Source organism: Promicromonospora sp. NFX87 (assembly GCF_048564965.1).
Classification (GTDB): domain Bacteria; phylum Actinomycetota; class Actinomycetes; order Actinomycetales; family Cellulomonadaceae; genus Promicromonospora.
Genome location: NZ_CP183413.1, coordinates 3,397,446 through 3,411,223, shown reverse-complemented (window position 1 = coordinate 3,411,223; position 13,778 = coordinate 3,397,446). Strand labels below are relative to the sequence as shown.

The 13,778-nt window shown below is 72.6% G+C and carries 13 protein-coding genes; 7 read left to right on the top strand and 6 right to left on the bottom strand.

Annotation, left to right across the window (positions count from 1 at the left end):
- Positions 1 to 217: 217 nt before the first annotated feature.
- Both ACNYC2_RS15405 and ACNYC2_RS15400 read left to right on the top strand, forming a co-directional pair.
- A complete protein-coding gene (locus tag ACNYC2_RS15405) occupies positions 218 to 664 on the top strand; it encodes a GbsR/MarR family transcriptional regulator (RefSeq protein WP_419702638.1) in 447 nt (148 codons plus the stop codon).
- Positions 661 to 1,878, top strand: a complete 1,218-nt coding sequence (locus ACNYC2_RS15400; protein ID WP_419702637.1) for a glycosyltransferase — start codon at positions 661 to 663, stop codon at positions 1,876 to 1,878. Before ACNYC2_RS15405 ends, ACNYC2_RS15400 begins: the two co-directional genes overlap by 4 nt.
- A 35-nt stretch (positions 1,879 to 1,913) precedes the next feature.
- Here the strand turns inward: ACNYC2_RS15400 and ACNYC2_RS15395 are convergent, their stop codons facing one another.
- Positions 1,914 to 3,206 (bottom strand): glycosyltransferase, encoded by a 1,293-nt coding sequence (locus ACNYC2_RS15395; protein ID WP_419702636.1) that lies wholly within the window; start codon positions 3,204 to 3,206, stop codon positions 1,914 to 1,916.
- Between the two features lie 141 nt (positions 3,207 to 3,347).
- Here ACNYC2_RS15395 and ACNYC2_RS15390 point away from each other — a divergent pair, with 141 nt between their 5' ends.
- Both ACNYC2_RS15390 and ACNYC2_RS15385 read left to right on the top strand, forming a co-directional pair.
- A complete protein-coding gene (locus tag ACNYC2_RS15390; protein ID WP_419702635.1) occupies positions 3,348 to 3,980 on the top strand; it encodes a TetR/AcrR family transcriptional regulator in 633 nt (210 codons plus the stop codon).
- On the top strand, positions 3,977 to 5,182 hold the full coding sequence (locus ACNYC2_RS15385) for an FAD-dependent oxidoreductase (RefSeq protein WP_419702634.1): 1,206 nt from the start codon (positions 3,977 to 3,979) through the stop codon (positions 5,180 to 5,182). The genes ACNYC2_RS15390 and ACNYC2_RS15385 overlap by 4 nt, the downstream gene beginning before the upstream one ends.
- A gap of 36 nt (positions 5,183 to 5,218) precedes the next feature.
- Here ACNYC2_RS15385 and ACNYC2_RS15380 read toward each other — a convergent pair whose 3' ends face one another.
- A complete protein-coding gene (locus ACNYC2_RS15380; protein ID WP_419702633.1) occupies positions 5,219 to 6,769 on the bottom strand; it encodes a SulP family inorganic anion transporter in 1,551 nt (516 codons plus the stop codon).
- Positions 6,770 to 7,133: 364 nt separating this feature from the next.
- On the opposite strand from ACNYC2_RS15380, the gene nhaA reads away from it, so the two are divergent.
- The gene (nhaA, locus tag ACNYC2_RS15375; protein WP_419702632.1) at positions 7,134 to 8,426 is read left to right on the top strand and encodes a Na+/H+ antiporter NhaA; all 1,293 of its coding nucleotides are present in this window, start codon (positions 7,134 to 7,136) and stop codon (positions 8,424 to 8,426) included.
- Positions 8,427 to 8,448: 22 nt separating this feature from the next.
- Here nhaA and ACNYC2_RS15370 read toward each other — a convergent pair whose 3' ends face one another.
- Genes ACNYC2_RS15370 through ACNYC2_RS15355 form a run of 4 tightly spaced genes read right to left on the bottom strand, consistent with a single transcriptional unit; the run spans position 8,449 to position 11,957 of the window.
- Positions 8,449 to 9,240 (bottom strand): ABC transporter permease, encoded by a 792-nt coding sequence (locus tag ACNYC2_RS15370; RefSeq protein ID WP_419702631.1) that lies wholly within the window; start codon positions 9,238 to 9,240, stop codon positions 8,449 to 8,451.
- Complete coding sequence (locus tag ACNYC2_RS15365; RefSeq protein WP_419702630.1) at positions 9,237 to 9,983, bottom strand: ABC transporter ATP-binding protein; 747 nt, start codon at positions 9,981 to 9,983, stop codon at positions 9,237 to 9,239. The genes ACNYC2_RS15370 and ACNYC2_RS15365 overlap by 4 nt, the downstream gene beginning before the upstream one ends.
- The gene (locus tag ACNYC2_RS15360) at positions 9,980 to 10,546 is read right to left on the bottom strand and encodes a TetR/AcrR family transcriptional regulator (protein WP_419702629.1); all 567 of its coding nucleotides are present in this window, start codon (positions 10,544 to 10,546) and stop codon (positions 9,980 to 9,982) included. The genes ACNYC2_RS15365 and ACNYC2_RS15360 overlap by 4 nt, the downstream gene beginning before the upstream one ends.
- A 43-nt stretch (positions 10,547 to 10,589) precedes the next feature.
- Complete coding sequence (locus ACNYC2_RS15355; RefSeq protein WP_419702628.1) at positions 10,590 to 11,957, bottom strand: TrkH family potassium uptake protein; 1,368 nt, start codon at positions 11,955 to 11,957, stop codon at positions 10,590 to 10,592.
- Between the two features lie 166 nt (positions 11,958 to 12,123).
- On the opposite strand from ACNYC2_RS15355, the gene ACNYC2_RS15350 reads away from it, so the two are divergent.
- Together ACNYC2_RS15350 and ACNYC2_RS15345 are read left to right on the top strand one after the other, a co-directional pair.
- Complete coding sequence (locus ACNYC2_RS15350) at positions 12,124 to 12,600, top strand: GbsR/MarR family transcriptional regulator (RefSeq protein WP_419702627.1); 477 nt, start codon at positions 12,124 to 12,126, stop codon at positions 12,598 to 12,600.
- On the top strand, positions 12,597 to 13,757 hold the full coding sequence (locus ACNYC2_RS15345) for an FAD-dependent monooxygenase (protein ID WP_419702626.1): 1,161 nt from the start codon (positions 12,597 to 12,599) through the stop codon (positions 13,755 to 13,757). Before ACNYC2_RS15350 ends, ACNYC2_RS15345 begins: the two co-directional genes overlap by 4 nt.
- The last annotated feature ends 21 nt before the right edge of the window (positions 13,758 to 13,778 follow it).

Sequence of the window (13,778 nt, the reverse complement as noted above, 5' to 3'; positions counted from 1 at the left end):
GCGACTCCGAGGTCTGGGGAACGGGTCAGCGGACGGCGACCCCCTGGCGCTCGCCGCGCTTTGACCGAGGCTACGGCCGGCCGAGGTCGATCCGGCATACCCTGACAGGACCTCCCACAAACGTGCGCGTTCAGCGACCGTGGACCAGGGTGGACGTCGAGTGCTCCCGTGGTTCGTAGTGTTCGGAACCAACCGAACAAAGATGTAGGCTGGGGTCATGAGCGCCATCGAGGACTTCACCGAGGAAGCGGGACTGTTCTACGAGCGGCTGGGCCTGAGCCGCACTGCCGGCCGCGCCATCGGGCAGCTGCTCACGTCCGACGACGACGGCGCGGACGCCCCTGAGCTGTGCGAACGGCTCGCGGTGGCCAAGAGCAGCATGAGCGTGGCACTACGGCAGCTCGAGCAGGCCGGGATGGTGGAGCGGTTCCGGAGACGCGGTGAGCGGCGTGACCGGTACCGCCTGACCGAGGACGTCTTCGGGCGGGCGTTCCGCGCCAAGATGGCCGAGCTCGGTGCGTTCCAGGAGCTCGCCGCGCACGGCCTCGCCGCGGTGGGCGACGACCCGCTCCGGCGTAAGCGGCTGGAGAACATGCGCGACATGTACGCCTTCATGGCGGACCGGTTCCCCGCGCTCCTGGACGAGTGGGAGGCCTCGCGATGAAGGTCCTCCTCGTGACCACGGGCAGCCGCGGCGACGTCGAACCGTTCGCCGCGCTCGCGCTCGGACTCGCCCGTGCGGGCCACGACCCGCTGCTGGCCGCGCCACGGCGTCTGGCCGAGCACGCCGCGGAGCAGGGAGTGCCCGTGGCGCCGCTCGACGACGGCATCTACGCGCTCCAGGAAGAAGTGGCCGGAAAGGGTGCGCGCGCGTCCGTCACGGCGGCGCGCTCTGCCCTCCCGCTGCTGCGCCGCTGGCTGGACGACGTGGCCACGCTGCGGGACGGCGGCGCCGACGTCGTCGTCTACGCCCCCAAGTCACTGGGCGCGCACCACCTGGCGGACGCCCTGGGGGTGCCGTCGATCGCGGCCCTCCCGGTGCCGCTGTTCAGCCCCACGGCGCGGTTCCCCTCGCCGCTCAGCCCGATCCGCCCGCCGCGGTTCCTCAACCGGGCGAGCTGGCGGCTCGCGAGCGTGGTCGAGGCGCCGTACCGGCGCATGGTCCGCTCCTGGCGGTCCGAAGCGCTCGGTCTGACCGGTCCGACGCCGAGCCTGGGCGACCGCATCGCCCGCGACGGCGTCCTGCACGGATGGAGCCGCCACCTGCTGCCGGCCCCGGACGACTGGGCGGCCGGGCTGGAGCCGATGGGCTTCTGGAGCCTGCCGCCGCGCGACGGCTGGACGCCGCCCGAGGCGCTGACCCGCTTCCTCGATGCCGGCGAGCCGCCCGTGTACGTCGGCTTCGGCAGTGCGCTGGCCAAGGACCCGGACGCCTTCACGACGACGGTGCTCGACGGGCTGCGGCGTTCCGGTCGCCGCGCCGTCCTGGCGACGGGCTGGGGAGCGCTCAGGCTGTCTGACGTGCCCGAGTCGGTCCACGTGCTCGATGCGGCGCCGCACGGCTGGCTGCTGCCCCGCACCGCGGTCGCGGTACACCACGGCGGCGTGGGCACTGTCGCCGCCGCCCTGCGGGCGGGGGTTCCGCAGGTGATCAGGCCGTTCCAGGGCGACCAGTCCTTCTGGGCACGGCAGGCGCACGAGATCGGGATCGCGGCGCGGCCGCTGACCGGAAGGCTCACGGCGGAACGGTTCGCGGCGACGATCGACGACGCCGCATCGAGAGCCGAAGAGGCGCGGGAGCTGGCCACGAAGGTGGCTGCGGAAGACGGCGTGGCTGCGGCTGTCGCCAGGATCGAGCAGGCGGCCACGGGCGCCTGACCCGCCGGCCGGTGCACGAGCCCGGCGCTCGACGGTCAGCGACCCGCCTCGACCGCACGCTCGACGAGGGCGACCGCCCGGTCCAGGCCCCGCTCCTGGGCGATGCGCGCCCCGAGCGCTGCCGCCGCGGCCGTCGCCGCGGGTGCGCACGCCTCGGCGATCCGCTCGGCCAGCGCCGGTCCGGTGAGCCTGCGCTGCGACAGAGGTATCGGGGCGACGCCGCGCGCGTGGGTCACCCGACCCCAGAAGGGCTGGTCGGCCACGAACGGGCACACGACCTGGGGCCGGCCGGCCGTGAACGCGGTGCCGGTGGTGCCCGCTCCGCCGTGGTGCACGACGGCAGCCATGCGCGGGAACAGCGTCTGGTAGTCGACGTCGCCCACCACGAGCAGCTCCACGCCGCGCTCGGCGGCCGCGGAGCGCGCCGTCTCGGCGTCGAGCCCGCCCCAGGCGGTGGCCATCACCAGCCGGTGACCGGTCAGGGCCGCGGCCTCGACCACCGCTCGGGTGCTGGTCTGCGGGGCCAGCCCGGACATCGAGCCGAACCCGGCGAACAGGGGAGCGGGGCCGTCGGCCAGGAACTGCTCGACGACGTCCGGCAGGCCGGGCTCGGCTGGGAGGAACCAGTACCCGGTGACCTCTGCCCCTACGGGCCAGTCCTGGGGTCGAGGCAGCACCGCCGGGCTGTGGGCGTGCAGGACCGGGGCCGGACCGCCGTCGGGCCGCAGTGTCGGGTCGTGCCGGCCCCGCCTGGGGGACAGGCCCAGCGTGTCCCGGCGCCAGCGGTCGACCACCCGGCCGAACATCGCCGCGGGCAGCCGCATCCCGCCGAACGTGGCCCGGTTCACCCGGCCCGGCAGGCCGAACGGCAGCGACTGGCCCGGCCACGGGTACTCGCGCGTGGGGACGTACATCGGTAGCGGCAGCCCGAGGACGGCCGGGATCCCGAGCGCTTCGGCGACGTGCTGGCCGGCGATGATCTGCCCGTTGTGGAGGACGACGTCCGCACCCTTGCCGGCGCCGTGGGCGGCGACCTGCCAGGAGTCGGCCAGGACCTGGTCGAACATCGAGGGCATCTCGCGGACCTGGCGCAGCCGGGTCCGGAGGCCGCCGCCGAACGCCTCGCCGGCCTCGGCCGGGGTGTCGAGCTGGCGCAACGGGCCGTCGTCGACCCCCGCGAACGGCACCCCGTTCCCGGTGGCGAGCTGCTCGAATCGGTGGGGCGCGCACAGGACCGCCTCGTGGCCGGCAGCGCCCAGTGCCTGCGCCAGCGCGACGAACGGCTGCACGTCACCGCGGGTGCCCAGGGTCATGATCAGTGCCTTCATCGGAAAGCTCCTTCGGGGTCGACGAGATGAACGCCGACCAGGCTTCCCGGCACACCGGTAACGACAGTAGACCCGTCCACCCGGGCCGTCAAAACAAATCGCCGGATATGTTTTCATGGTCGCAGCGAGAGGGGGCCGACGGTGCCACGAGGATTCACGACACAGGAGCGCGACCGGATCAGTCGGGAGCTGCTGGCGGCGGGCCGGGAGCTGTTCACGAGGCAAGGGCTGCGCAAGACGGCACTGGAGGACCTGGTGGCTCCGGCCGGGATCGTGAAGAGCACCTTCTACCAGTTCTTCGACTCCAAGGAAGCGCTCTACCTGCAGCTCATGCTGAACGAGGCGGGGCAGGTCAAGAACCAGGTCATCGACCAGGCGCTGCTGTCGACGGACGACGCGCGCGAGGGGCTGCGCCGGTTCCTGCACGCGACGCTCGAGGTGCTCGACACGTACCCGTTGTGGCGCCGGCTGGTGACCCATCCGGAGGAGATGGCGGCCGTCGCGGCACGGCTCGAACCTGAGCGGATCGCCGCTATGGGGGACAGCAACCCGGGCATCGCACTCACGGCGTACGTGACCGACCGGCAACAGCGCGGCGACCTGGTCGGTGACGACCCGCAGGTCGTCGTCGGGGTGCTGCAGTCGGTGCTCCTCATGCCGTTCAACACTGCTCACATCGCAGCCGGGGACTCCGGCACCTACCGCAAGTCCCTGGACCTGCTCGTCGACATCGTGACGACAGGGCTGACCACTCACGAAGGAGACCGGTCATGAGCACCAACCGCCGTCGCGCCGTCGTCATCGGAGCCGGGATCGCCGGGCTGAGCACCGCGCTGCGGCTGCGCCAGGCAGGCTGGGACGTCGTGGTGGTCGAGCGGACGCCGTCGCGCCGCTCGGGTGGGTACGCCGTGGCCTTCGCGGGTGTGGGCTACGACGCCGCCGAGCGGATGGGCATCCTGCCCGAGCTCGCGAAGCGGCACCTCACACCCGACCGGATGGACTACGTGCGGCCCGACGGCCGCACCCGGTTCTCCGTGCCTGGCCGCACCGTCCGGGCGCTGGTGGGGGAGCGGTCGCTGAACCTCCTGCGGGGCGACATCGAGGACGTGCTCTACCGGGCGGTGACCGCCCAGACACCCGTCCAGGCGCCCGGTCAGGGTTCGGGCGCCGTGGAGATCCGCTTCGGAACCAGCATCGCCGGGGTCGAGCAGGACCCGGACGGCGTGGACGTCATGCTCTCCGACGGCACCGTCGAGCGGGCCGACCTGCTCGTCGGCGCGGACGGCCTCCACTCGGCGACCCGGCGCCTCGTCCTCGGACCGGAGGACGACGTGCGCCTGGACTTGAACCACATGGCCGGCGTCTTCACGCTCGACACGCTGCCCGACGGCGTCGAACCCGGCGTGACCGCCTCGCTCACCGACACCGGGCGGACGCTGGCTGTCGTCAGCCTCGGTCCGGACCGCGCCGTGGCGTTCTTCGGCTACCGCACCGACCGGCCGATGGACGAGCTCGCGGACGGCCCGCAGGTAGCGCTGCCCCGTGCGTACGGCGACATGGGCTGGGTCGCGCCGAGCGTGCTCGACCAGCTGACCCGAGCCGGGTCGGTGTACTTCGACACCATCAGCCAGATCGTCGCCGACAGCTGGAGCCAGGGCCGGGTCGTCCTGCTGGGCGACGCCGCATGGTGCGTCACCCTCTTCGCCGGCTACGGCTCCGCGCTGGCCGTCGCCGGGGCCGACGCCCTGGGCGCGGCGCTCGAGCGTCACCCGGATGACCTGTCCGCGGCGCTGCGCGAGTGGGAGGCCGAGATCCGGCCCGAGGCCGAGCGCAAGCAGAAGCTCGGCCGCCAGATCAAGGGTCTCTACACGCCCGCCGGGCCGTTCGGCGTCTGGTTGCGCGACCTGCCACTGCGGCTTGCCTCCTGGCGTCCCGTCTCGGCGCTGCTGCAGCGCCGGCTCCAGCTGAGCTCATGAGCTGTTCCCCAGTCCAGGACTGCGTCTCGGACCCCCTCAGTGGCCGGCGCCGAGGTTTCCGGCCAGCCGCTCGTGCCGCGCGGCGGAGTCGTCGTTCATGCCGACGATCGTCACGCTCTTACCCTTGGCCTCGTACTTGGTCGTGATCGCGTCCAGCGTGGCGACGGTGGAGGCGTCCCAGATGTGGGCCTTGGTCATGTCGATCACGATGTTCTTCGGGTCGCCCGCGTAGTCGAACTGGTACACGAGGTCGTTGGACGAGGCGAAGAACAGCTCGCCCTCCACCGCGTAGACCCGCTGGTCGTCGGCGTCCGAGGCGTCCAGGCGATTGACCGACGTGAGGTGCGCGACCCGGTTGGCGAACAGCACCATCGCGACGAGCACCCCGACGATCACCCCGTAGGCGAGGTTGTGCGTGACGACGGTGACGACGACCGTCGCCACCATGACCGTGGTCTCGGACCTGGGCATGCGCCGCAGCGTCGCCGGACGGATCGAGTGCCAGTCGAACGTGCCCACCGAGACCATGATCATCACGGCCACGAGCGCCGCCATCGGCATGATCGCCACGACGTCGCCGAGACCGACCACGAGGATCAGCAGGAACACACCGGCGAGGAACGTCGAGAGCCGGGTGCGTGCTCCGGAGGTCTTGACGTTGATCATGGTCTGACCGATCATCGCGCACCCGCCCATGCCGCCGAAGAAGCCGGTGACGATGTTGGCCGCGCCCTGGCCCAGGGCCTCGCGGGTCTTGTTCGAGTGGGTGTCGGTGACGTCGTCGACCAGCTTGGCGGTCAGCAGCGACTCCAGGATGCCGACCAGCGCCATCGCCAGCGCGTAGGGCGCGATGATCTGCAGTGTCTCGAGATCGAGCGGCACGTCCGGGAACAGCAGGCTGGGCAGCGACTCGGGTAGCGCACCCTCGTCCCCGACGGTCGGCACGTTGATGCCCGCGAGGACGACGGCGGCCGTGAGCAGCACTATCGCGACCAGCGGCGCGGGGACCACCCTGGTCAGCCGCGGGAAGAAGACCATGATGGCGATGCCGGCGGCGACCAGCGGGTAGACGATCCACGGCACGTCGATCAGGTGCGTGACCTGGGACAGGAAGATGAGGATCGCCAGGGCGTTGACGAACCCGACCATCACCGACCGGGGGATGAACCGCATGAGCTTCGCGACACCGAGCAGCGCCAGGACCACTTGGATCACCCCGCCGAGGAGGACGGTGGCGATCAGGTAGTCGAGCCCGTGCTCGCGCACCACCGGTGCGACGACCAGCGCGATGGCGCCGGTCGCTGCAGAGATCATCGCCGGGCGCCCGCCGAGGAACGAGATGGTGACGGCCATCGTGAACGACGCGAACAGGCCGATCCGCGGGTCGACGCCCGCGATGATCGAGAAGGCGATCGCCTCGGGGATGAGGGCCAGTGCGACGACGAGGCCTGCCAGGACCTCGGTGCGGAACGTCCTGACCGAGCTGAACGCGGCCCGGAAGGAGCCGGAGGCGGTGGCCTCGGGGGCGCCGGTGACCGGGATCGGTGCAGAGGCAGGATCGGGCAGATCAACAGGAGGGTGTGACACGCAGTGTTTCCTTCAGGCTCTGGGACGCACGCGCCCCAAGGACCGAGGTCGCGAGACCCGGCCCGGGTGGACAGGACTGAGCACGCGACACTGCGTACGAAGGATGTGGGATGACACCGAACATCCTGCACCGAGACCGATGTCGAGCGCATCCTGCTGGAACGCCGCATGAAACCGCTCGGCTTCTCGCTCGACGAGCTGATCACGCTTCTCGCCGCCCTCTGACCCACCACCGCGAGGCCGGACCGGGGCCCTGGGGTTGGGCGGGTAGGGTAGAGCACAGGTGTGCCGGGAAGTCTGGTCGGCGTGGACCGGTCGCGCGCCGGTCCGGTTCAGCTGACCCCACCGGCCCGAGAGGACCCCTGTGCCCCACACCACCCCCACCCTCCCTTTCTCCCGACGGCTGCGTATCTGGGTCTCGCGGGAGACCACCGGGGGTGCGCTCCTGATCGGGGCGGCCCTTCTCGCCCTGCTGTGGGCCAACTCCCCGTGGCGTGAGGCGTACGCGTCCCTGTCCGCTGCAGTGGTCGGCCCCGCCGCCATCGGCCCGGTCCCGGTGCATCTCGATCTGTCACTGGCCACCTGGGCCGCTGACGGGCTGCTCGCGATCTTCTTCTTCGTGGTCGGCGTCGAGCTCAAGCACGAGTTCGTCGCCGGGAGCCTGCGCAACCCGCGGGAGGCCGGCGTACCGATGATCGCCGCGGTGGGCGGCATGGCCGTGCCCGCCCTGGTCTACGCCGGCGTGCTGCTCACGCTCGGCGACCCGGGCGCGCTGCACGGGTGGGCGATCCCCACGGCCACCGACATCGCGTTCGCCCTGGGTGTCCTGGCGATCTTCGGCCGCGGCCTCCCGGTCGCGATCCGCACGTTCCTGCTCACGCTCGCCGTGGTGGACGACCTGCTGGCGATCATCGTGATCGCCGTGTTCTACACCGAGTCGATCCACTGGTGGCCGCTGGCCGGCGCGCTGGTGTGCGTGGCGCTGTTCGCCTGGCACGTCCGGTCGCGCACGCCCCGCTGGTTCGTGCTGCTGCCCCTCGCGGTGGTCGCCTGGACCCTGATGCACTCCTCCGGTGTGCACGCGACCGTGGCCGGCGTGCTGCTCGGCTTCACCGTCCCCGCGATCGCGATGCGCGGCGAGCCGGAGTCCCGCACCCACGCGTTCGAGCACGCGGTCCGGCCCTTCTCCCAGGGCCTCGCACTGCCCGTGTTCGCGTTCTTCGCCGCGGGCGTCTCCCTGGTCGACGGCGACGGACCCGGTGCGATGTTCGGGCAGCCGGTCGTGCTGGCGATCACCGCAGGGCTGGTGCTGGGCAAGCTCGTCGGCGTGCTCGGGGCCACGGCCCTGGTCACGCGCCTGACCCCCTTGCGGCTGCCGGCGGGTATCGGCGTGCGCGACCTGCTGCCCGTCGGGCTCCTGGCCGGGATCGGGTTCACGGTGTCGCTGCTGATCAGCGAGCTGTCCTTCGGCGACGCCGAGCACGCCGACGGCGCCAAGGTCGCGATCCTCGGCGCCTCGGTGCTCGCCGCGATCCTCGGCGCGGTCTCGCTGCGCTGGGACGCCCGCCGTGCTCGCACCGCCGACATGAACCTCGACGGCGTGGACGACGTGGTCGAGGGCTACATCGGGGACGCCAAGGACCGCGAGACCCACTGAGTCGCCAGCCCCGGTCGGCGTCTCAGACGTTCGTCAGGCGCCGCCAGGTGTGTACGACCGCCGCGGCGCCGAGCGGGGCCATCGCGGCGGCGAGCGTCAGGTGCGGCAGGCCGACGGCGGCTGCGGCCTCCGCTCCGCCCATGCCCGCCCACAGCGACGGCGCGGCGTAGGGAAACCAGGTGCCGCCGCCGAGCAGCACCACGATCTGGGTCAGCGCGACCATGCCGACCAGCGCGCCGACCGTGCCGAGCTGGCTGCGGGTCACGGTCGCCACCCAGGCGAACGGCAGCGCCAGCCCGCCACCGAGCAGCCCGGCGGCCACGGCGTCCCGCACCCCGGCCCAGGCCGCGAAAGGCTCGCCCGACACCCCGGCGACGACCGCCGAGGCCGCCGTCGTCACGGCGACGGCCAGCACCACGCACGACGCGATCCAGGCCAGCGCGACCAGGCACTTGGCCAGGGCGATGGTGCCGCGCGGCACGGCCAGCCCGAACAGTGCCCCGGCGGTGCCGCTCTCCAGCTCGCGCCCGAACGACCACGCGACGAAGAACCCGCCGGCGGCCAGGGCGGCGACGGAGAGGACCTGGGCGCACACCAGCAGGTGCGTCGTGGCGAGGTCGCCGGTCGCGTAGTCGGCGAGCTTGGCCGCCGTCGGGCCGACGGCCTGCGGTGACCGCGCGAGCGCGACCATCCCGACGCTCCCGAGCGGGACGAGCACCACGAGCAGCGCGGTCGCGAGGCGGGCGACCGTCGAACGGCGCAGCTTGAGCGTCTCGACGGCCAGGGCGGCGCGGAGCGCGGATCGGGTGGTCATGTCAGGCTCCCGCTGTCGGCCGCGTGAGTGGTGTCGGCGTCCAGGACCATGGCGAAGAACCGCTGCTCCAGGTCCGTGCCACCGGGCTCCAGCCGCCCGACGTCGCGCCCGCCGTGCAGCACGACTATCTCGTCGGCGACGCGGGCGACCTCGTCGAGGTGATGGCTCGAGACGAGGACCGCGGCGCCGTCGTCGGCCAGGCCGCGGACCAGCTCGCGGACCAGGACGACGCCCTGCGGGTCGAGGGCGCTGGTCGGTTCGTCAAGGATCAGCGCCGTGGGTCGATGGAGGGTCGCGCCGGCGATCCCGAGGCGCTGGCGGTTGCCCATCGAGAGTGCGCCGGCGCGGACGTGGCGCCACGGGCCGAGCCCCATACGGCCGACGGCGGCGTCGGCGGCTGTCGCGGCGGCCTGCCGCGCCATGCCGTGCAGGCGGGCGGCGCAACGGAGGTTCTCGGTCACGGTCAGCTCCGGGTAGACGAGCGGCGTGTCGACCACGTGGCCGAACCGGCCGGCGACGTCGACGGGCATGCCTGCCGGGTCGTGGCCGAGGATCCTGGCCACGCCCTGCGCGGGGCGCAGGCGGCCGGTCAGTGCGCGCAGCGCCGTCGTCTTGCCCGCGCCGTTGAGGCCGATCAGGGCCGTGACCCGGCCGGGCAGGACGGCCAGCGTGAGGTGGTCGAGGGCCGCGCGGCCGCCGAAGGCGTGCGAGACGTCGTCGAGCAGCAGGGCGGGCCCGGTCATGAGGCAGCTCCTGCCGGGGCGAGCTGCGCCAGGGCGCGGCGGACGAGGTCGGCGAGCGTGACGTCGCTCGGCGCCGAGCCCCAGGCCAGGAGAGCCGCGGTGGTGGCGGCCAGGCAGGCGGACGCCGAGATCGCGGCGTCGAGGCGGTCGACGCCGTCGGCCACGAGCCGCTCGACGATGGCGTCCTGGGTGGCCTCGGTGCCGATCACCGTCGCGGCGCGCAGCGAAGGGGACGTGGCGACCAGGGCGACGCGGCGCCTCGCCGTCGAGTCCTCGGTGGGTGTGATGTCACCGAGGGCGGCGAGCAGGCCGAGGCGTGTGCGCTCCAGCGGCGAGAGACCGGTCGGCTGGGCGCCGACGGCCTCGGCGATCAGCGGATCGTACGGATCCGTGACGAGCACGGCGTCCTTCGTCGGAAAGTGCCGGAAGAACGTCATCGGGGTGACGCCGGCGGCCTCCGCGATCTGGTTCACCGTCGTGGCGTCGTAGCCCTGGCGCTCGAAGAGGTCGAGCGCCGCATCGAGGATGCGGGCCCTGGTCCGGAGGGTGCGAGGCGTGACCATGCACCAATGTTAGTCACTAACATTGCGCTGGCCAAGCCCTGTCTCAACCGATGATCGGCGCGCTCTCCGGGAGCCGGTACAGGCGCCCGCGGGCCCGGAGGACCAACGCGGTGCCGAGCGTGATCGGCCCGAGCCGCCCGACGAACATCAGGACGCAGAGCACCACCTGGTGGTACCAGGCGAGCTGTGCCGTGATCCCCGTCGACAGACCGGTGGTGGTGAACGCGGACGTCACTTCGAACAGGATCTCGTCGACCTGGAACGGCGACAACGCCGTCATCCACAGTGAGGGCAGCACCACGATCGCCACCGCCAGCAGGGCCAGGGTCAGTGCCTGCCGCTGGGTGGCCAGGGAGATGCGCCGGTCGAAGGCCGAGGCGTCGGGGTCGCCGCGCAGCTCGGACCAGATGACCACCGCCAGCACGGCGAACGTCGTCACCTTGATGCCGCCGGCCGTTCCTGCCGAGCCGGCCCCGATGAACATCAGGATGATCGTGCCGAGCCAGGTCTCCGTGTGCATCTCACCGGTGGCGAGCGAGTTGAACCCGGCGGTGCGCGCCTGGACGGACTGCGTGAACGAGGCCAGGAGGCGGCCACCGGTGTCCAGCGTGCCCATGGTCGCGGCGTTGTCCCACTCCGTGACCAGGAAGAACCCGGTGCCACCCACCAGCAGGAACCCGGTCATCAGCAGCGTCATCTTGGTGTGCAGGCTCCAGCGCGCCGGCCGGCGCCGTTCGCGCAGCAGCTCCAGGATCACCGGCAGTCCTAGACCGCCGACGATCGTCGCGGCAGCGATCGGAAGGCAGATCCAGGGGTCGGCCACGAAGTCCATCAGCGACAGCGAGAACAGGGCGAAGCCGGCGTTGTTGTAGGCCGAGACGGCGTGGAACACCCCGTGCCAGAGCGCCCGGCCGAGCGGCTCGTCGTAGGCGACGGCGAAGCGAAGGGTCAGGATCAGCGCGACGACGGCCTCCACGACGAACGCGATCACGACGACGCGGACGAGCGTCCGGCGCACGTCCCCGAGGCCCACCGTGCGGGTCGACGCCGCGGCGACCAGCCGGGAGCTGAGGTCCAGGCGCCGCGAGACCAGGACGCCGAGCAGCGACGCGACGGTCATCACCCCCAGCCCGCCGAGCTGGACGAGCACCAGGATCACCGCCTCGCCGAAACCGGACCAGAACACCGGCGTGTCCGTGACGATCAGCCCGGTCACGCACGCGGCCGACGTCGCGGTGAACAGCGCCTCCATGAACGACGCCGGCTCGCCGGCGGCCGACACGGGAAGCAGCAGGAGCACGGTGCCCACCGCGATGGCGCCGAGGAAACCGACGATCACGAGCTGGCCGGGCCGTCGCCGCAGGGCCGCGCCCCGGCTCTTCTCGTGACCTCCCGAACTGCTGAACCTCATCCGATCACTGCCGCCTCTCTTCGCCACCCGACGTCACACGCCGCGCCGTCACCACCGCGGTGCCAGACGTCACCGTAGCCCCTCGCCCCGTGGCCTACCGCAGAGCAGGTCACTTGACCGGGCGCGAGTTTCAGTTGATAGTGAAACAACTGACATTGGAGGTGGCATGGATCCCGAGGACCCCGTGCTCGAATGGGTCGAGCGCGTGTCGATGTATCTGGCCCGCGACGGCGTCCCCCCGATCGCCGGGCGGGTGCTGGGCTGGCTGATGGTGTGCGACCCGCCGGAGCAGTCGGCGGGGCAGATCAGCGACGCGATCGGCGCCAGCCGCGCCTCCCTCACGTCGAACCTGAGGCTGCTGACCACCATGGGCTTCCTGGGCTCGCGGACCAGGCCCGGCAACCGCACCACGTACTACCGGATGGCCGACGACGCGTGGTCCGTCGTGGTCCGGCGCCAGATCGAGGCCATGGCGTCGTTCCTCGACCTCAGCCGCGACGGCATCACCCTGGCCGGCCCGGGCAACGACGCCCGGGTCCGCCAGGCGCACCGGACCTTCGAGTGGATGGCCGCGGCGCTCGCCGCCGCCCCGCCGCTCACCACGCACACGGTGGAACCCGACGACGAGGAGACGAAGCGATGACCGGACACGCGATAGTCGTCGGCGGCGGGATCGGCGGACTCGCTACCGCGCTGGCGCTGCGCCGGATCGGTTGGCGCGCCACGGTGCTGGAGCGCGCGCCCGAGCTCGGCGAGGTCGGCGCCGGCATGTCCCAGGCGCCGAACGCGCTGCGCGCCCTGGCCGAGCTCGGCGTCGAGGCGGAGGCCCGCGCCGTCGGCGTGCCGACGTACTCGGCGAGCAACCTGCGCCGGTCCGACGGCCGCTACCTCCAGCGCGCCCGGCCCGGCGACCCCACGCCGCTGCTCGCGTTCCACCGCGCCGACCTGCACCGCGTCCTGCTCGACGCCGTGCCCGCCGACTGGCTGCACACGGATGCTGAGGTGACGGACGTGCGGCAGGACGACGGCGGGGTGAGCGTCGTGGCCGGAGACACGGAGTACCAGGCGGACGTGGTGGTGGGCGCGGACGGGATCCACAGCGCCGTCCGGACCGTCCTCTGGCCCGACGCCGAACCGCCCCGCCACCTGGGGCGCACCGCGTGGCTCGGCGTCACCGACGTCGCGGGTCTGCCCGGCGACCTCACCGGGAGCGTCACCATGGGGAACGGCGACCTCCTCCTCATCCACCCGGTGTCGCGAGGACGGGCGTACTGGGCGCTCCTCACGTCCGAACCCACGGCAGGCGTGCGGTACGACGACGAGAAGGCCGCCGCGCTGGACCGGGTCGGAGACTGGCACCAGCCGGTGCCGGACCTGATCCGCGCGACGCCGGAAGCGGCGGTGATCCGCACCGACATCCGTGAGCTTCCGCCGCTGCCCGCCTACGTCCGCGGGCGAGCGGTGCTGCTCGGCGACGCGGCGCACGCCATGAGCCCCGACCGCGGGCAGGGCGCCGGGCACACCCTCGAGGACGCGGTGGTGCTCGCCCACACGCTCGCGACAGAGCCCACGATCGATGCGGGGCTGGCGCGGTACGACGCCGAACGTCGGCCGCGCGACCAGGCCACCGCCCGTGGCGCCCGGAGTGACGGTGCCCGGACCGCCTCCCGCGCCGGGCAGCGCTTCCTGACGACGATGGTCCGGCTCATGCCCGCGGCCGTCTGGCGCAAGGGCCTCGCACCGGACGGCAACCCCACCTGGCGCTGGCAGCCGCCCGAGCTCCCGGCGCGGAGCGGCTGACGATCACCGCGTGACCACGCC

Bases quoted from the DNA above. Each gene is read 5' to 3' on its own strand.
- ACNYC2_RS15405 (WP_419702638.1), top strand. From the start codon at position 218: ATGAGCGCCATCGAGGACTTCACCGAGGAAGCGGGACTGTTCTACGAG.
- ACNYC2_RS15360 (WP_419702629.1), bottom strand. From the start codon at position 10,546: ATGGTCACGCCTCGCACCCTCCGGACCAGGGCCCGCATCCTCGATGCG.
- ACNYC2_RS15370 (WP_419702631.1), bottom strand. From the start codon at position 9,240: ATGACCACCCGATCCGCGCTCCGCGCCGCCCTGGCCGTCGAGACGCTC.
- ACNYC2_RS15350 (WP_419702627.1), top strand. From the start codon at position 12,124: ATGGATCCCGAGGACCCCGTGCTCGAATGGGTCGAGCGCGTGTCGATG.
- ACNYC2_RS15355 (WP_419702628.1), bottom strand. From the start codon at position 11,957: ATGAGGTTCAGCAGTTCGGGAGGTCACGAGAAGAGCCGGGGCGCGGCC.
- ACNYC2_RS15385 (WP_419702634.1), top strand. From the start codon at position 3,977: ATGAGCACCAACCGCCGTCGCGCCGTCGTCATCGGAGCCGGGATCGCC.
- ACNYC2_RS15400 (WP_419702637.1), top strand. From the start codon at position 661: ATGAAGGTCCTCCTCGTGACCACGGGCAGCCGCGGCGACGTCGAACCG.
- ACNYC2_RS15395 (WP_419702636.1), bottom strand. From the start codon at position 3,206: ATGAAGGCACTGATCATGACCCTGGGCACCCGCGGTGACGTGCAGCCG.
- ACNYC2_RS15345 (WP_419702626.1), top strand. From the start codon at position 12,597: ATGACCGGACACGCGATAGTCGTCGGCGGCGGGATCGGCGGACTCGCT.
- ACNYC2_RS15365 (WP_419702630.1), bottom strand. From the start codon at position 9,983: ATGACCGGGCCCGCCCTGCTGCTCGACGACGTCTCGCACGCCTTCGGC.